This window comes from Streptomyces sp. NPDC090499 (genome assembly GCF_044769305.1).
In the GTDB taxonomy this organism is placed as follows: Bacteria; Actinomycetota; Actinomycetes; order Streptomycetales; family Streptomycetaceae; genus Streptomyces.
In genome coordinates, this window is the sequence record NZ_JBIVXP010000004.1 from 177,197 (window position 1) to 194,940 (window position 17,744).

15 protein-coding genes are annotated in these 17,744 nt (G+C 68.4%); 7 read left to right on the top strand and 8 right to left on the bottom strand.

From position 1 onward, the window contains the following. Positions 1-124: 124 nt before the first annotated feature. Together ACIQVL_RS16510 and dnaB are read right to left on the bottom strand one after the other, a co-directional pair. On the bottom strand, positions 125-1,510 hold the full coding sequence (locus tag ACIQVL_RS16510) for a serine hydrolase domain-containing protein (RefSeq protein ID WP_403475618.1): 1,386 nt from the start codon (positions 1,508-1,510) through the stop codon (positions 125-127). Between the two features lie 104 nt (positions 1,511-1,614). Further along, complete coding sequence (gene dnaB, locus ACIQVL_RS16515; RefSeq protein WP_403428463.1) at positions 1,615-3,090, bottom strand: replicative DNA helicase; 1,476 nt, start codon at positions 3,088-3,090, stop codon at positions 1,615-1,617. 460 nt (positions 3,091-3,550) lie between these two features. Between dnaB and ACIQVL_RS16520 the strand changes: the two genes are divergently transcribed. Continuing rightward, entirely contained in the window at positions 3,551-4,888 is a 1,338-nt protein-coding gene (locus tag ACIQVL_RS16520) for an MATE family efflux transporter (protein ID WP_403428465.1), read from the top strand. 170 nt (positions 4,889-5,058) lie between these two features. On the opposite strand, the gene rplI is transcribed toward ACIQVL_RS16520, so the two are convergent. From rplI to rpsF, 4 genes are all read right to left on the bottom strand, one after another. Beyond that, a complete protein-coding gene (gene rplI / locus ACIQVL_RS16525) occupies positions 5,059-5,505 on the bottom strand; it encodes a 50S ribosomal protein L9 (protein WP_093500876.1) in 447 nt (148 codons plus the stop codon). A gap of 18 nt (positions 5,506-5,523) precedes the next feature. Continuing rightward, the gene (rpsR, locus tag ACIQVL_RS16530) at positions 5,524-5,760 is read right to left on the bottom strand and encodes a 30S ribosomal protein S18 (RefSeq protein WP_003949403.1); all 237 of its coding nucleotides are present in this window, start codon (positions 5,758-5,760) and stop codon (positions 5,524-5,526) included. A gap of 42 nt (positions 5,761-5,802) precedes the next feature. After that, entirely contained in the window at positions 5,803-6,399 is a 597-nt protein-coding gene (locus tag ACIQVL_RS16535; RefSeq protein ID WP_403428467.1) for a single-stranded DNA-binding protein, read from the bottom strand. 77 nt (positions 6,400-6,476) lie between these two features. Next, positions 6,477-6,767: a 30S ribosomal protein S6 gene (rpsF, locus tag ACIQVL_RS16540; protein WP_093500872.1), complete on the bottom strand. Its 291-nt coding sequence runs from the start codon at positions 6,765-6,767 to the stop codon at positions 6,477-6,479. Between the two features lie 262 nt (positions 6,768-7,029). On the opposite strand from rpsF, the gene ACIQVL_RS16545 reads away from it, so the two are divergent. From ACIQVL_RS16545 to ACIQVL_RS16555, 3 genes are all read left to right on the top strand, one after another. Then, positions 7,030-7,332, top strand: a complete 303-nt coding sequence (locus tag ACIQVL_RS16545) for a hypothetical protein (protein WP_403428469.1) — start codon at positions 7,030-7,032, stop codon at positions 7,330-7,332. A 160-nt stretch (positions 7,333-7,492) separates the two neighbouring features. Next, positions 7,493-8,614 (top strand): peptidoglycan bridge formation glycyltransferase FemX, encoded by a 1,122-nt coding sequence (femX, locus tag ACIQVL_RS16550; protein WP_362648248.1) that lies wholly within the window; start codon positions 7,493-7,495, stop codon positions 8,612-8,614. Between the two features lie 84 nt (positions 8,615-8,698). Continuing rightward, on the top strand, positions 8,699-9,730 hold the full coding sequence (locus tag ACIQVL_RS16555; protein ID WP_362580675.1) for an alanine racemase: 1,032 nt from the start codon (positions 8,699-8,701) through the stop codon (positions 9,728-9,730). A gap of 121 nt (positions 9,731-9,851) precedes the next feature. On the opposite strand, the gene ACIQVL_RS16560 is transcribed toward ACIQVL_RS16555, so the two are convergent. Together ACIQVL_RS16560 and ACIQVL_RS16565 are read right to left on the bottom strand one after the other, a co-directional pair. Beyond that, a complete protein-coding gene (locus ACIQVL_RS16560; RefSeq protein ID WP_403428474.1) occupies positions 9,852-11,351 on the bottom strand; it encodes a glycosyltransferase family 87 protein in 1,500 nt (499 codons plus the stop codon). A 131-nt stretch (positions 11,352-11,482) separates the two neighbouring features. After that, positions 11,483-14,128: a transglycosylase domain-containing protein gene (locus ACIQVL_RS16565; protein ID WP_403428476.1), complete on the bottom strand. Its 2,646-nt coding sequence runs from the start codon at positions 14,126-14,128 to the stop codon at positions 11,483-11,485. A 362-nt stretch (positions 14,129-14,490) separates the two neighbouring features. On the opposite strand from ACIQVL_RS16565, the gene ACIQVL_RS16570 reads away from it, so the two are divergent. The 3 genes from ACIQVL_RS16570 to ACIQVL_RS16580 all read left to right on the top strand — a co-directional run bounded on the left by ACIQVL_RS16570 (position 14,491) and on the right by ACIQVL_RS16580 (position 17,735). Beyond that, positions 14,491-15,174: a PadR family transcriptional regulator gene (locus tag ACIQVL_RS16570; RefSeq protein ID WP_403428478.1), complete on the top strand. Its 684-nt coding sequence runs from the start codon at positions 14,491-14,493 to the stop codon at positions 15,172-15,174. Positions 15,175-15,217: 43 nt separating this feature from the next. Further along, the gene (locus tag ACIQVL_RS16575; RefSeq protein ID WP_393810801.1) at positions 15,218-16,300 is read left to right on the top strand and encodes an inositol-3-phosphate synthase; all 1,083 of its coding nucleotides are present in this window, start codon (positions 15,218-15,220) and stop codon (positions 16,298-16,300) included. A gap of 139 nt (positions 16,301-16,439) precedes the next feature. Beyond that, the gene (locus tag ACIQVL_RS16580; protein ID WP_403475619.1) at positions 16,440-17,735 is read left to right on the top strand and encodes an MFS transporter; all 1,296 of its coding nucleotides are present in this window, start codon (positions 16,440-16,442) and stop codon (positions 17,733-17,735) included. The last annotated feature ends 9 nt before the right edge of the window (positions 17,736-17,744 follow it).

Consider the following 17,744-nt stretch of genomic DNA (forward strand, 5'->3'; position numbering starts at 1 on the left):
GGGTAACCCGGCCACCCACCGGGGCTAAACGATGTGTATCGCCCCCCCGCGGGCCCCCGGGGGGGGGGGGGGGGGGGGGGGGGGGTGTTTTCCCGGCCACCCCCCCCCCCCGCCCACCCGTCCGCTAGCCGATCCCCCGCCACCCCTCGGGGTCGACCCCACCGGGCACAGAAGCCGTCTCGTCGTACGGCTGGCGTGTGAACACGAACGAACCGAGGTCCAGGTGACTCACGGTGCCGTCCGGGCGCCGTACAGGCCGTAGCAACTCTCCGGCGTAGTAGCCCTCCAGGCCGGTCCAGGTGCCGTCGCCGTTGGAACGGAAACGGGCTCGGCGGCCGACGCCGGTCAGTGGCGCCAGTGAGACAAGCCCGTCCGCCGCCACCCGGAGCACGAAGGCATGGGTGCCCCAGTACCACGGGCCTGCCAGCTCCAGGACGGACGGCGCGACCTGGGTCAGCGGGCGCCATGGCTCGGGGATGCGCGGCTCGGCGTCCGCGACGATACGGACGAGGTCGGCACCGGTGGCGGACACCAGTGGGCCGGAGGTGCAGTTCGCCAGCACCACGGCCGCCACGTCGTCGTCCACGCAGATCGTGAGGTTGGCCAGGAAGCCGGGCAGCGAGCCGGAGTGCCCGGCCAACAGCCTCCCGTCACGGCGCTGGATCTGCATCCCAAGACCGTAGGTGGCGCCGTCCAGTACGTCGGCGGACTCGGCGGGAGCCGCCGGAGTGCGCATCTCCCGCACCGACTCGACGCTCAGCACCCGGTCGTCCCCGCCCGCCAGGAACACCGCGAAACGGGCCAGGTCGCCGGTGGTCGACCAGAGCTGCCCGGCCGGCGCCATCCGCCCGAGATCCTCCAGCGGCTCCGGGAGCAGGGCGTCGGCCCAGGGGTGGACCGCCCAGCCGCCCGCGTGCGGCGCCTGCGGCTGGGCGGTTGTGCGGTCGAGGCCCAGTGGTTCGAGTACCTCTCGCCGCAGTACCTCCTCCCAGGGGGCACCGCGAAGTTCCTCGACCAGCGCGCCGAGCAGGGTGTAGCCAGGGTTGGAGTAGTGGTGGCGGCGGCCGACGGGATGCAGGAGGGGCTGCTCACCGAGCACGTCGGTGAGCTCGGGGCGTAGTGAGCCCGGGGTGCGCTCCCACCAGGGTGCCGGGGACTCGGCCGCCAAGCCGCCGGTGTGCGCGAGGAGTTCGGCGATGGTCGCCTCCCCCGCGCCGGTGCCCGGCAGATGTTTCTCCAACGGGTCGCCGAGGTCGAGCAGCCCTTCGTCGCGCAGCCTGAGCACCAGAACGGCCGTGAACGTCTTGGTGATCGAGCCGATCCGGTACTGCACGTTCTCGTCCGGCCCATGCCCGTCCACCGAGGTCCGCGACCCGTGCCAGACAGCCCGCCCGCCTCGCACGACCGCCGCCACCAGTGACGGCGCCCGGCCTTCGGACTGGGCCACGGCGATCCGATGCAGCAGCGCCCGCCGGGTGGCGGGGAGCAGCTCTTCCTGGAATGTCGTCATGCGCCCAGTCCACCTGGTGGGCGGACCGGCGTCGAGTCCATTTCGCCGACACGGACCACGTCGGCGCCGTCCCGGCTCGGATCAGGTCTGCGCTACCCGCCCACTCACGTCTGCGCCATGTCGACGAAGCGTGAGTAGTGACCCTGGAAGGCCACGGTGATCGTCGCCGTCGGGCCGTTTCGGTGCTTGCCGACGATGATGTCCGCCTCGCCCGCGCGGGGCGACTCCTTCTCGTACGCGTCCTCGCGGTGGAGCAGGATGACCATGTCGGCGTCCTGCTCGATGGAGCCGGACTCACGCAGGTCGGACACCATCGGCTTCTTGTCCGTGCGCTGCTCGGGGCCACGGTTGAGCTGTGAGAGCGCGATCACCGGAACCTCCAGCTCCTTGGCGAGCAGCTTGAGGTTTCGCGACATGTCCGACACCTCCTGCTGGCGGCTCTCGGACCGCTTGCCGCCGGACTGCATCAGCTGGAGATAGTCGATGATCACGAGCTTGATGTCGTTGCGCTGTTTCAGGCGACGGCACTTGGCACGGATCTCCATCATCGACAGGTTCGGGGAGTCGTCGATGTAGAGCGGTGCGGCCGAGACGTCCGGCATCCGGCGGGCCAGCCGGGTCCAGTCGTCGTCGGTCATCGTGCCGGAGCGCATGTGGTGCAGGGCGACCCGGGCCTCGGCGGACAGCAGGCGCATCGCGATCTCGTTGCGGCCCATTTCGAGGGAGAAGATGACGCTGGGCAGGTTGTGCTTGATCGACGCGGCCCGCGCGAAGTCCAGCGCGAGGGTGGACTTGCCCATGGCGGGACGCGCGGCGATGACGATCATCTGGCCGGGGTGCAGGCCGTTGGTGAGCGAGTCCAGGTCGGTGAAGCCGGTGGGCACGCCGGTCATCTCGCCAGTACGGGAGCCGATCGCCTCGATCTCGTCGAGGGCGCCCTCCATGATGTCGCCGAGCGGCAGGTAGTCCTCGCTGGTCCGCTGCTCGGTGACGGCGTAGATCTCGGCCTGGGCGCTGTTGACGATCTCGTCGATGTCGCCGTCGGCCGCGTATCCCATTTGTGTGATGCGGGTGCCCGCCTCGACCAGGCGGCGCAGTACCGCCCGCTCGTGGACGATCTCCGCGTAGTACTCGGCATTCGCCGCCGTCGGCACCGTCTGGACGAGGGTGTGCAGATAGGAGGCGCCGCCGACCTTGTTGATCTCACCGCGCTTGGTCAGCTCGGCGGCGATGGTGATGGGGTCGGCCGGCTCGCCCTTCGCATAGACGTCGAGGATCGCCTGGTAGATCGTCTCGTGCGCGGGCTTGTAGAAGTCGTGGCCCTTGAGGATCTCGACGACGTCGGCGATGGCGTCCTTCGAGAGCAGCATGCCGCCGAGCACGGACTGCTCGGCGTCCAGGTCCTGCGGGGGGACCCGCTCGAAGGTGGCGCCCCCGCCGTCCCAGTCCCCGCTGTCCCGACCCCGGTCGTGCCGGTCGCCCCGGCCGCGGCCGCCCTCGTCCCGCCGGCGGGAGGCGGGCAGACGATCACCGGGACCGGCGTCGGCCCACGGATCGTCCAAGGGCTCGGAAATGCTCACCGAGCCACCTCCTCCCCGTCCGCACCGCGGACCTCGCCGTGTCCTCTTTTGTACGGCACGGCACTGACAACTGAGACGCCCCATTCCGGTTCTGGACGCGTCGGTTTTGTGAGGTTTCCGAGGCCGTGACAAGGAGCGGGTGCCGGACCACGTTAGGCCCGCGGGCACCGTCAGCCAATCTGGTTATCCACAGGCCATGTGGACGACCGCCCGTATGCTGTGGAGAACCCGCCAAAACCTGTGCACGACGCGGTGGACAGCCCTGTGAACAAGCCCTCGATCCCTGTCCGCGACAGGCTCTGAGCTGCTCTTTTCCCATCCACCGGCTGTGCAGAAGAAAAACTTTCCCAGTCGGATCAAGATCGCTTCGAACAACGCGCGACGACGCGGACCACGCAACCAGAGGTAAGGGTCAATAGGTATTTGCATCACTTACCTGTGGACGATTAGATTAGCGCCCATGTCACAGGCTCCCGCGACCTCCGAGGCCACCCGACGGGGGCACGACCGAGAGATCATCGCACTGGCCGTCCCGGCCTTCGGCGCGCTCGTCGCCGAACCGCTTTTCGTCATGGCCGACAGCGCGATCGTCGGCCATCTCGGCACCGCACAACTAGCCGGTCTCGGGATCGCCTCGGCCCTCCTCACCACCGCCGTGAGCATCTTCGTCTTCCTCGCCTACGCCACCACGTCCGCCGTCGCCCGCCGGGTCGGCGCCGGCGATCTCCAGGCGGCCGTCCGCCAAGGCATGGACGGCATCTGGCTGGCACTGCTGCTCGGCGCCGCAGTCATCGCCGTCGTCCTGCCCTTCGCCCCCGGTGTCGTGGACGTCTTCGGCGCCTCGGCCACCGCCGCTCCCTACGCGACCATCTACCTGAGGATCTCCTCCCTCGGCATCCCGGCCATGCTGGTCGTGCTCGCCGCCACCGGCGTCCTGCGTGGCCTCCAGGACACCCGGACACCGCTGTACGTCGCTGTAGCGGGGTTCATCGCCAACGCCGGGCTCAACGCGGCACTCGTCTACGGCGCCGGACTCGGCATCGCCGGCTCCGCCTGGGGCACGGTCATCGCCCAGTGCGGCATGGCGGCGGTCTACCTGGCCGTCGTTGTCCGCGGCGCCCGCAGGCACGGGGCGTCGCTGCGCCCCGACGCCGCCGGGATACGGGCCTCGGCACAGGCCGGCGTACCCCTGCTCGTCCGGACGATCTCGCTGCGAGCCGTCCTGATGATCGCGACCGCTGTGGCGGCCCGACTGGGCGATGCCGACATCGCCGCCCATCAGATCGTGCTGTCCCTGTGGAGCCTGCTGGCGTTCGCCTTGGACGCGATAGCGATCGCAGGGCAGGCCGTCATCGGACGCTATCTCGGGGCGGACGACCCTGTCGGCGCACGCGAGGCCTGTCGGCGGATGGTGCAGTGGGGCATCGCCACCGGGGTGATCCTGGGCCTGCTTGTGATCGCCGCCCGGCCGCTCTTCCTCCCGTTGTTCACCGGCGACCCCGCCGTGCGGAACACCGCGCTGCCCGCACTGCTCATCGTGGCGCTCTCCCAGCCGATCTCCGGCGTGGTCTTCGTCCTCGACGGCGTACTGATGGGCGCCGGAGACGGGCCGTATCTCGCCGGCGCCATGGTCATCACGCTCGCGGTCTTCACTCCGGTGGCGCTGCTCGTCCCCGCCCTCGGCGGTGGGCTGACAGCGCTCTGGGGAGCCATGACGCTGATGATGACCGTACGGATGCTCACCCTCTGGCTGCGCGCCCGCTCGGGCCGGTGGCTCGTGACCGGCGCGACGCGCTGACCGATGTGCACTGCCGACGGTTTCACGTGAAACATCGCGTGCTGTCACGTTTCACGTGAAACACCCACGGCTCCACGCCGCGGCCGCTACGGAGAGCCGACCCAAAAACAGGGGCCGCACCCTTCACGGGTGCGGCCCCTGTTCAGCTACCGCTCAAGCCGAGCGCAGCGTCAGCCCGCGACGACCTCGATGTTGACCTTGGCGGCAACCTCGGGGTGCAGACGCACGGAGGTCTCGTGGGCGCCCAGGGTCTTGATCGCCGAACCGACCTCGATGCGGCGCTTGTCGACCTCGGGGCCACCGGCAGCCTTGATCGCCGAAGCGATGTCGGCCTGGGTGACGGAACCGAAGAGGCGGCCGGCGTCGCCGGCACGGACGGCCAGACGGACCTTGACGCCCTCGAGCTGGGCCTTCACCTGGTTGGCCTGCTCGATGGTCTGGATCTCGTGGATCTTGCGAGCACGACGGATCTGCTCGACGTCCTTCTCGCCACCCTTGGTCCAGCGGATCGCGAACTTCCGCGGGATCAGGTAGTTGCGTGCGTAGCCGTCCTTGACGTCGACAACGTCGCCGGCGGCGCCGAGGCCAGAGACCTCGTGGGTCAGGATGATCTTCATGAGTCGGTCACCCTTCCCTTAGCGCGCGGTGGAGGTGTAGGGCAGCAGCGCCATCTCACGGCTGTTCTTGACAGCCGTGGCGACGTCACGCTGGTGCTGCGTGCAGTTGCCGGTCACGCGGCGGGCACGGATCTTGCCGCGGTCGGAAATGAACTTCCGCAGCATGTTCGTGTCCTTGTAGTCCACGTACGTGACCTTGTCCTTGCAGAAAGCGCAGACCTTCTTCTTAGGCTTGCGCACAGGCGGCTTCGCCATGGTGTTTCTCCTGTGTGATCAAGAAGTGGGGATGCGAGCCCTCTAGAAAGGGGGCTCGTCCGAGTAGCCGCCACCGCCGCCGGAGCCGGAGTTGCCGCCCCAGCCGCCGCCACCGCTCTGGTTGCCGCCACCGGCGGGAGCGCCGGAAGCCCAGGGGTCGTCGTTGGGGGCGCCGCCCTGGTTGCCGCCGCCGGAGCCACCGCCCCAGCCGCCGCCACCCTGACCCTGGCCGCCACCGCCGCCGTAACCGCCCTGGCCACTGCGGCCGCCACCACCGGCGGTCTTGGTGACCTTGGCCGTGGCACTCCGCAGGCTGGCGCCGACTTCCTCGACGTCCAGCTCGTAGACCGTGCGCTTGACACCCTCACGGTCCTCGTAGGACCGCTGCTTCAGCCGGCCCTGCACGATGACGCGCATGCCTCGCTGGAGCGACTCCGCGACGTTCTCCGCCGCCTGACGCCAGACCGAGCAGGTCAGGAACAGGCTCTCGCCGTCCTTCCACTCGTTGGTCTGCCGGTCGAAGGTGCGGGGGGTGGACGCGACACGGAACTTCGCGACCGCCGCACCGGAGGGGGTGAAGCGCAGCTCGGGGTCATCGACAAGATTGCCGACGACCGTGATGACGGTCTCGCCTGCCATGGGGGAACCTCTCGGCGGGTTTGCTGCTGGCTGCTTGTGCTGCTACTCGAAATCCCGAGATCGGCTGAGCGGAAAGCTCAGTGGGTCTCGGGGCGGAGGACCTTGGTCCGGAGGACCGACTCGTTCAGGTTCATCTGGCGGTCGAGCTCCTTGACGACCACAGGCTCGGCCTGCAGGTCGATGACCGAGTAGATGCCCTCGGGCTTCTTCTTGATCTCGTACGAGAGACGACGACGGCCCCAGGTGTCGACCTTCTCGACCTTTCCGTTGCCCTCACGGACGACGGAGAGGAAGTTCTCGATCAGGGGGGCGACAGCGCGCTCCTCCAGATCGGGGTCGAGGATGACCATCACCTCGTAGTGACGCATGTGGAACCCACCTCCTTTGGACTCAGCGGCCACGGTCGTTCCGTGGCAGGAGGGTTGTGATGCGTACGCAACGGTAGCTGCAGCCACTGACATCCGGGGGTCCCGCTGGGATCCCGGGCAGGGCATGGGCAGACACCGCCGCAGACGCTACAGACTACCCGCACACCCGCTTCCGGTTGAAATCCGGCGGCCAGGGCCCACAATCTGTACACATCGGGTGTGAACGGCGCTACGATGCGCCACCTTCCGCAGGAGGTGCCCCATGGCACAGGCATTGCGACCCAACACCGCCGGATCCCTGTTCGCCACCGACGGCAAGACCCATCCGCTCCAGGACTCGCTGATGGCAGTGACGCTGGCGCTCGGGCTGATCGCCTTCATCACGTCGTTCTTCCACAGCCTGCACCTGCTCAGCTCCTGGACCGGCCTGATCGGCCTCCTCGTCGGTCTGTACGGGCAGTGGGTCTCGATCACCACACGCGAGCGTTTCGGCCTGATCCTGGGTCTCGGTGCCTCGGGCATCGGCTTCTTCATCGGCATGGCGCACGGCGGCCTGTTCGGCTGAGCCGGCACCTCGCACAACCGTCGAACGCCCCGGCCGGGCAGCAGCCGGGGCGTAGGTGCCGTACGGCCAGTCGGGCCGCGGGCGAGGCGCAGTAGGCTTCGGCGCGAGAGCCGGAGCCCCTGTACCCATGGGGACACACCAGCCCGAGGAGCGCCCCTACATGAGCCTGACCCTGAGGACCATCAGCCGCGAACAGCATCTGGCGTACATCCAGAGCCTGCCGGCGGCTAGCCACATGCAGGTCCCGGCCTGGGCCGATGTCAAGGCGGAGTGGCGTTCGGAGAGCCTCGGCTGGTTCGACGAGCGCACCGGCGAGATGGTCGGCGCAGGCCTGGTGCTGTACCGCCAGCTGCCCAAGATCAAGCGCTACCTCGCCTACCTCCCCGAGGGCCCGGTCATCAACTGGTTCGCGCCGAATCTCGACGAGTGGCTCCAGCCGATGCTGGCCCACCTCAAGCAGCAGGGCGCGTTCTCGGTGAAGATGGGCCCGCCGGTGATCATCCGGCGCTGGGAGGCCAACTCCATCAAGGCCGGCATCCAGAACCCCGACGTGAAGCGGCTGCGCGACATCGAGGCCGACTTCATCGAGCCGCGCGCCTTCGAAGTGGCCGACAAGCTGCGCCGGATGGGCTGGCAGCAGGGCGAGGACGGCGGCGCCGGCTTCGGCGACGTCCAGCCGCGCTACGTCTACCAGGTGCCGCTGGCGAACCGCTCCCTGGAAGACGTCCACAAGAACTTCAACCAGCTGTGGCGACGCAACATCAAGAAGGCCGAGAAGGCCGGCGTCGAGGTCGTCCAGGGCGGCTACCAGGACCTGGCGGAGTGGCAGCGACTGTACGAGATCACGGCCGTGCGCGACCACTTCCGGCCGCGCCCGCTGTCGTACTTCCAGCGCATGTGGACGGCCCTCAACACCGAGGACCCCAACCGGATGCGGCTGTACTTCGCCCGGCACAACGGGGTGAACCTGTCCGCGGCGACGATGCTGATCGTCGGCGGGCACGTCTGGTACTCCTACGGCGCCTCCGACAACATCGGCCGTGAGGTGCGGCCGTCGAACGCCATGCAGTGGCGGATGCTGCGCGACGCCTACGCGCTCGGCGCCACCGTCTACGACCTGCGCGGCATCTCCGACTCGCTGGACGAGACGGACCACCTCTTCGGCCTGATCCAGTTCAAGGTGGGCACCGGCGGCCAGGCCGCGGAGTATCTCGGCGAGTGGGACTTCCCGCTGAACAAGCTGCTCCACAAGGCGCTCGACATCTACATGTCGCGCCGCTGACGTCACGCTCCGTGCTTCTATAGCCCTGACACACCGCAGTTCTCTGGCAGTCGCCAGCCACTCAGGAAGGTTCCAGGTCCGGCCATGGCGCTCACGCTCTACGTCGACACCGCGCGCTGGCGGGCGCACCACAAGCACGTGCAGGAGCAGTTCCCGGGTCTGGTCCCGGTCTGCAAGGGCAACGGCTACGGCTTCGGGCACGAGCGGCTGGCGGAGGAGGCCACGCGGCTCGGCTCGGACATCCTCGCCGTCGGCACGACGTACGAGGCCGCGCGCATAAAGGACTGGTTCGGCGGCGACCTGCTGGTACTGACCCCGTACCGGCGGGGCGAGGAGCCCGTGCCGCTGCCCGACCGGGTCATCCGCTCGGTGTCGTCCATCGACGGCGTGTACGGCCTGGTGGGTGCCCGCGTGGTCATCGAGGTGATGTCCACGATGAAGCGGCACGGCATCAGCGAGCAGGATCTGCCGCAGCTGCACTCGGCCATAGAGAACGTCCGGCTGGAGGGCTTCGCCATCCACCTGCCCCTGGACCGCACCGACGGCTCGGACGCCGTCGAGGAGGTCATCGGCTGGATGGACCGGCTGCGCGCGGCCCGGCTGCCGCTGCACACGATGTTCGTCAGCCACCTCAAGGCCGACGAACTCGCCCGGCTGCAGCAGCAGTTCCCGCAGACCCGGTTCCGGGCCCGGATCGGCACCCGGCTGTGGCTGGGGGACCATGACGCCACCGAGTACCGCGGGGCGGTCCTGGACGTCACCCGCGTCGCCAAGGGCGACCGGTTCGGCTACCGGCAGCAGAAGGCGGCCTCCGACGGCTATCTGGTGGTCGTGGCGGGCGGTACGTCGCACGGAGTGGGCCTGGAGGCCCCGAAGGCCCTGCACGGCGTCATGCCGCGCGCCAAGGGCGTCGCACGGGCCGGCCTGGCCACGGTGAACCGGAACCTTTCTCCGTTCGTCTGGGGCGGCAAGCAGCGCTGGTTCGCGGAGCCGCCGCACATGCAGGTATCGATCCTCTTCGTGCCCACAGACGCCCCGGAGCCCAAGGTGGGCGAGGAACTGGTGGCCCATCTGCGGCACACCACGACCCAGTTCGACCGGATCGTGGACCGCTGAACGTCCACAGGACGAGGAAGCACACCACCTGACCGTCCACAGGACAGGCGCCAGGACACGCAAAGGGCCGCACACGGACTCCGTGTGCGGCCCATTTCCGTTCAGGACCTGAGGTGTTCGCTCAGAGCGAACCATCCTCGGAGGATCGACTTCCCCATTCCACCTGCGGCCCCTCGAAGTGGGCCGCGTGGCGCGGGGGACGGGCCGCTGCGCCGAGCACGAAGACGTCCTCCGCATCGTCCAGCACCCCGCCGGAGGGATCGTCCTCCCCGCCGCGGCGCACGACGTCCCGCTCGGGCATGAGGATGTCGCGCACGACCATGCCGCACAGGTAGAGCGTGCCCAGCAGGTGCACGGCGATGGCCCAGTGGTAGCCGTCGGTCGGCAGACCCTTATGGGCGTCTCCGCTGGTCGTGTACGCGAGGTACATCCAGATCCCCAGGAAGTACGCCACCTCGCACGCCTGCCAGATCAGGAAGTCCCGCCACTTGGGCCGGGCGAGGACGGCCAGCGGCACCAGCCACAGCACGTACTGCGGGGAGTAGACCTTGTTGGTGAGGATGAAGGCCGCCACCACCAGGAAGGCCAGCTGGGCGAAGCGCGGCCGCCGCGGGGCGGTGAGGGCCAGGGCAGCGATACCCAGGAAGCAGAGCAGCACCAGGACCGTGGCCGCGGTGTTCACGAAGTCGGTGCTCGGCGGGGTGGTCGTGTTCTGCGCCCAGATCAGCCAGAAGGAACCGAAGTCGACGCCCCGCTCCTGGCTGAACGTGTAGAACTTCGACCAGCCGTCGAAGGCGAAGACCATCACCGGCAGGTTCACGACGAGCCAGGCGACCACCGCACCGCCCGTGGCGACGAAGAACTCCCGCCATTTGCCCGCGCGCCAGCACAGCAGGAACAGCGGCCCCAGCAGGAAGACGGGGTACAGCTTGGCGGCCGTAGCCAGCCCCAGGAGGACACCGAAGGCGAGGGGACGGCTCCGGGACCACATCAGCATCGCCGCGGCCGTCAGGGCGACCGCCAGGAGGTCCCAGTTGATGGTGGCGGTCAGAGCGAAGGCAGGCGCCAGGGCGACCAGCAGGCCGTCCCAGGGGCGCCGGCGGTGCGTACGGACCACGCACACCGCGATGACCGCGGCGCACAGCATCAGCATCCCGGCGTTGACGAACCAGTACACCTGCTCCTGGAGCATGATGCTGCCGCTGCCGGGCGTGAGCCATGCGGCCACCTCCATGAAGACACCGGTCAGCACCGGGTATTCGAGGTAGTCCATGTCGCCCGGGAGCTTGTCGAAGTACGGCACCAGACCGTCGGCGAAACCGCGCCCCTGGTAGAGGTGCGGAATGTCCGAGTAGCAGGCGTGGGTGTACTGGGAACTCGCGCCGAAGAACCAGCCGCTGTCGTAGCAGGGCAACTTCTGCACCATGCCGAGGGCGAACATCCCGACCGCCACGATGACGACCACCCGTAGCGGCGTCCACCAGGACGTGCCGAGCAGGGCACGTCGCCCGATGGGGCCGCCGATCAGCTCACTTCCGGCTGCGGCGACCTCGTCGTCCCTGGTCGGCCGCACCGGCTCCGGCTCGCGCACGCCCGCGGGCGTCGTCTCTGCACTGGGCATGGGGCCCATCCTGCCGCACCTCTCTAGGAATACGCCGAGGGCCGCCGCACCTCACCGGGTGCGGCGGCCCATGTTTCACGTGAAACAGACTTCGGCGGGCGAAATGGTCACCAGCCGGTCAGACCGCGCGGCTAGCCGGTTGATCCGCCGAAGAGGTTCCCTCCGCCGTTGGCATTGCCTCTCGTGTCGCCTTCGCCGGTCGTCTCCGTAGCCGTCGGCGAGGAGGTCGTACCGGACGTGCTGCCGCCGGTGTCGCCGCCGTCGGTCGAGCAGTTCCAGGCGAACCGGCAGGTCTCCGTCACCGTGGGCGACGGGGAGGTGAACGTCTCGCTCGGAGTGGCACTCGGCGTCTCGCTGGGCGTCTCGCTCGGCGTGATGCTGGGAGTCGGCGTCGGGGAAGGAGCCCCGGCCTCGTCGGCGACCTGACCGATCTTGGTCGCCTCGGGGAAGCCCAGGTCGTTCTTGCCCTCCAGCGCGGCCTTCATGTACTCGGTCCACACCGAGGTCGGGATGTCACCACCGTGGATGGACGCCACGCCGGCGGTGCCGTTCATGGAGAGCAGCTCGGCGTCCTTCGGGTTCTCACGGAACATCGCCACCGAGGTCGACAGCTGCTTGGTGTAGCCGACGAACCAGGCCGACTTGTTGCTGTCGGTGGTACCGGTCTTGCCCGCCGCCGTACGGCCCAGGGCCTTGGCGTTGGTACCCGTACCGTTCTGGATGACGTTCTGCAGGACGTCCGTGACGTTGTTCGCGATGTTCTCGTCCATGGCCCTGCTCGTCTTCGGCTTGCCGAAGCCGGTCAACGGCTGCCCGTCCTGCTTGACCGCGGTCACCGAGTACGGGTCCACGTGCTCGCCGGAGGCCGCGAAGGTCGCGTAGGCGTCGGCCATGCGGATCGCGCTCGGGGTGGACGTACCGATGGCGAACGACGGGTTCAGGTCCTGCGACATGCTGTCGGGCAGGATTCCGGAGGCCTGCGCCACGTCCCGCACCTTGGTCATACCGACGTCCACACCGAGTTGCACGAACGGCGTGTTGATCGACTGCTCCATCGCCTTGCGCAAGGTGATGTAGCCCCAGGGGTACGCGCTCTCGTTCCGCTGCCGGAAGATCGAGTTGTCCTTGTTCAGGTAGAACGAACCGTCCGGCCTGCGCACCTTGAGGTTGTCGTCGCCGTTGTACTTGCTCAGCGGCGACACCCCGACCCCGTCGGTCTTGTACGTCCCGTACTCCATTGCCGCCGCCAGCACGAACGGCTTCCACGTCGAACCGACGGGGACACCGGAGGTGTCGGCGTTGTTGGTGAAGTGGTTGTTCTCGTAGCCGGCGCCGCCGTACAGCGCGACGATCGCGCCGTCGTTGGGCACCACCGACGCGGCACCGAACTGGACGTACTTGTCCTTGTCACGGTTCTTCGGGTCCAGACGCGCCTTCTGGACCTTCTGCACGGCCGCGCTCAGCGCGTTGACCTTGTCCTTCTGGAAGGTCGTGTAGATCTGGAAGCCGCCCTGGTCGAACTGCGTCTCCGTGATGTTGGAGTGCGCGAGGACGTACTTCTTGGCCGTGTCGGCGAGGTAGCTGATCTGCCCGGTCATGCCCTTGATCGCCTTGCGGCCCTGGGGCAACGGGTACTTCTTGATGGCCGTCTGATACTCGGCGTCGGTGAGGTGCTGGTCCTTGTGCATCTCTTCGAGGATCCAGGCCCAGCGCTCGTGCGAACGCTTGTAGTTGGCGTCCTTGGTCGCCGCGGGATCGATGTCCGGGTTGCCCGCGGGGTCGTAGTACGTCGCGCCCTTGAGCAGGGCCGCGAGGACCGCGCACTGGCTCGGCTGGAGGTCCTTCGCGTCCACGCCGTAGTAGGTCTGCGCGGCGGCCTGGATGCCGTAGGCACCACGGCCGAAGTACGACGTGTTCAGGTAGCCCTGGAGGATCTGCTGCTTGGTGAGCTTGGTGCCCACCTTGATGGAGATGAACATCTCCTTGAACTTCCGCGAGACCGTCTGGTCCTGGCTGAGGTAGGTGTTCTTGACGAACTGCTGGGTGATCGTCGAACCACCCTGCGTCTCACCGCCCCGGGCCATGTTGACCAGAGCGCGGGCGATACCCATGGGGTCGACGCCCGAGTCCGAGTAGAAGCTCTTGTTCTCCGCCGAGATCACCGCGTTCTGCATGGCCTCGGGGATCTGGTCGATCGTGACGTTCTGCCGGTTCGCGCCCGTGCCTGTGGCCACCATCTGGTCGCCGTTGGACCAGTAGTAGACGTTGTTCTGCGACCTGGCGGCGTCGTTCTCGCTGGGGATGGACACCATGGCATAGCTCACGCCGACCAGCGCGACCAGGCTGCCGAAGAAGGTGATGCCCAGCCCGGAGACGAGCTTCCAGGAGGGGACCCAACGGCGCCACCCGAATCTGTTCGCCCTGGGGTAGTCGATCAGGCGCTTCTTGCCGGGCGCCGTCGACGCCCGTCCTCTGCCACGCCCTGGCCCGGCGGGACCACCCGGACCACGGCCTTCGTTGTCGGGCCCTCTGCGGCGACTGTTTCCCGTGCTTCTCTGCGCCGCCCGGCGTGCCTCGGCACGGCTGCCGTACAGGCGCTCCTCACCTCCCGGTCCCGAGTCCGACCCATAGGAACTGGACCCATAGGAGTCGGAAGGAGACCCGGTGGCGCCTCGCGGTGCCGCACGGCGGCCGGAGGACGGTCCGGACTGGCCGCGTCGGGCCGCGGCACGTCCGCCTCCCTGCGGCGGCGGCGGTTTGCGACGGTGCTCGCTCATCGAACGATTACTCCTCGGGCAGGCGCACCCGTGGGCGCCTGGAACGGCGGCTGATTTCCGGTCCCCCCGAAATACGGATGTGGTCGGTCCTGCATTCACCCGTACGGCACCGAGGACGTGGACGCCCCCCAGGCGTCTCATGGTTCCCGGTGGTGTGCATGCCGCACAGACTACGCACCACCAAAACCCGCCGAGCCCCGAAGTTCACCCCAAATCAGGCAAGTTGCCTCCAACGAATCGGTGATGTGATCCCGTTCACCGTCGTTCCCCTTGTCGCACAGGGAAAGCCGATCTATCGTCGTGATGTATCGAGTCGATACATCAGAGCGAGATAAGCGAGCCGCGGACGAGAGGAGGCGACCATGAGCCGGCGCTCCGGCATCCTTGAGTTCGCCGTCCTCGGCCTGCTCCGCGAGTCCCCGATGCACGGCTATGAGCTGCGGAAACGGCTCAACACATCACTCGGCGTGTTCCGTGCGTTCAGCTACGGAACGCTCTACCCCTGCCTCAAGACGCTGGTCGCCAACGGCTGGTTGATCGAGGAACCGGGGAGTACCGCCGAGGATGCTCTCGCCGCACCGCTCGCCGGCCGCCGCGCCAAGATCGTCTACCGGTTGACGGCCGAAGGTAAGGAGCACTTCGAGGAGCTCCTGTCCCAGACCGGCCCCGACGCGTACGAGGACGAGCACTTCGCGGCACGGTTCGCCTTCTTCGGGCAGACCTCCCGCGATGTGCGCATGCGCGTGCTGGAGGGCCGCCGCAGCCGGCTGGAGGAGCGCCTGGAGAAGATGCGCGCCTCGCTGGCGCGGACCCGGGAGCGCCTCGACGACTACACGCTTGAGCTCCAGCGCCACGGAATGGAGTCCGTGGAGCGCGAAGTGCGCTGGCTGAACGAGCTCATCGAGAGCGAGCGGGCCGGGCGGGACCTCAAGGGTTCCGCCTCCGGGGGGTCCGCTCAGCAGAACACCACCAATGGAGCGCCGGGCGCCCTGCCCCGGCCCGGGGGTTCCCTCGGGCCGGATGCGTCCGACGACACCGCCACGTGAGACCCGTTCAGGGCCTCACTCGTACACACAGGGAGCAACCGGAATGGGTTCGGTTCGCGTAGCCATCGTCGGCGTGGGCAACTGCGCCGCATCGCTGGTGCAGGGCGTCGAGTACTACAAGGACGCCGACCCGGCGTCCAAGGTCCCCGGCCTGATGCACGTGCAGTTCGGCGACTACCACGTCAAGGACGTGGAGTTCGTCGCCGCGTTCGACGTGGACGCCAAGAAGGTCGGCCTCGACCTGGCGGACGCCATCGGCGCCTCCGAGAACAACACCATCAAGATCTGCGACGTGCCCAACACCGGTGTCACCGTCCAGCGCGGCCACACCCTCGACGGTCTCGGCAAGTACTACCGCCAGACCATCGAGGAGTCCGAGGCCGAGCCGGTCGATGTCGTCCAGATCCTCAAGGACAAGCAGGTCGACGTCCTCGTCTGCTACCTGCCCGTCGGTTCCGAGGCCGCGGCGAAGTTCTATGCCCAGTGCGCCATCGACGCCAAGGTCGCCTTCGTCAACGCCCTCCCGGTCTTCATCGCCGGCACCAAGGAGTGGGCGGACAAGTTCACCGAGGCCGGTGTGCCGATCGTCGGTGACGACATCAAGTCGCAGGTCGGCGCGACCATCACGCACCGCGTCATGGCGAAGCTGTTCGAGGACCGGGGCGTCATCCTGGACCGCACGATGCAGCTGAACGTCGGCGGCAACATGGACTTCAAGAACATGCTCGAGCGCGAGCGCCTGGAGTCCAAGAAGATCTCCAAGACGCAGGCCGTCACCTCCCAGATCCCCGACCGGGACCTCGGCGAGAAGAACGTGCACATCGGCCCGTCCGACTACGTCGCCTGGCTCGACGACCGCAAGTGGGCGTACGTCCGCCTGGAGGGCCGCGCCTTCGGTGACGTCCCGCTGAACCTCGAGTACAAGCTCGAGGTCTGGGACTCCCCGAACTCCGCCGGTGTCATCATCGACGCCCTGCGCGCCGCGAAGATCGCCAAGGACCGCGGCATCGGCGGCCCGATCCTCTCCGCGTCCAGCTACTTCATGAAGTCCCCGCCGGTCCAGTACTTCGACGACGAGGCCCGCGAGAACGTCGAGAAGTTCATCCGCGGCGACGTCGAGCGCTGACCCGGCACACCGCCGGGCGCTGAAGCTCCACAGCTCAAGCTCGCAAAAAACGCTCCTGCCAGGGCTCAGAAGGGTCCCCGGGTCATCCGATCCGGGGACCCTTCTCCTGTGCTCGGCCCCATATGTGAGGCTGTGCCCCATGCCCGTCGTCCGCGACCTGCGTGTCCTGCTGCGCCTGCGGAACTTCCGCCGTCTCCTCGTCATACGCCTGCTCTCCCAGGGGGCCGACGGCGTCTACCAGGTCGCCCTCGCCGCCTACGTCGTCTTCTCCCCGGAGAAGCAGACCTCGCCGGCCGCGATCGCCTCGGCCATGGCCGTCCTGCTCCTCCCGTACTCCCTCGTGGGCCCCTTCGCCGGCGTCCTGCTGGACCGCTGGCGCCGCCGTCAGATCTTCCTCTACGGCAATCTGCTGCGCGCCCTGCTGGCCGCGGCCACCGCCGTCCTCATGGTCAGCCACGTCCCGGACTGGCTCTTCTACGCCTCCGCCCTGTGCGTCACGGCCGTCAACCGCTTCGTCCTCTCCGGTCTGTCCGCCGCGCTGCCGCGGGTGGTCGACACCGACCGGCTCGTGCTCGCGAACTCCCTCTCCCCGACCGCCGGCACCCTGGCCGCGACCGCCGGCGGCGGCCTCGCCTTCGCCGTACGGCTGGTGGCCTCTGATTCCGATGCCGCGGTGGTGATGCTGGGCGCCACGCTGTACCTGGGCGCGGCGCTCGCCTCCCTGGCCATGGCCCCCGACCTCCTCGGCCCGGACCGGCATCCGACCCAGCCGAGCCTGGGCACGGCCGTGATCACCACGGCACGCGACCTGCTGGAGGCGATTCGGCATCTCGCCGCACCACGCCGCCGCGAGGCGGTCTGGGCACTGGTCAGCATGACGGCGATGCGCTTCTGCTACGGCGCGCTGCTCGTCCTGGTGCTGATGCTCTGCCGGTACGCCCTCTCCTCCGACCCGGACGACGGACTCGGATTGCTGGGACTGGCCCTGGGCATCTCCGGCGCGGGCTTCTTCGCCGCCGCCGTGGTGACGCCATGGGCCGCGGGGCGGCTCGGCCCCGGCCGCTGGATCGTCGTGTGCGCCGCGTCGGCCGCCGTGCTGGAGCCCGCACTGGGCCTCCCGTTCACGACCGTCCCCATGCTCGTCGCCGCCTTCGTCCTGGGGCTCATCACCCAGGGCGCGAAGATCGCCACGGACACCCTCGTCCAGTCGTCCGTGGAGGACGGCTTCCGCGGTCGAATCTTCTCCGTCTACGACGTGCTCTTCAACGTCGCCTTTGTCGGCGCAGCCGCGGTAGCCGCGCTGATGCTTCCGCCGGACGGCCGCTCCGCGACCCTCGTCATCACGGTCGCCCTCGTCTACGCGGCGGTTACTGCGGCCATGACCCGCTTCGAGCACCGCCGCCGGCCACAGCCGGATCCCGCGACCCCGCAGTGAAGAGTGAAG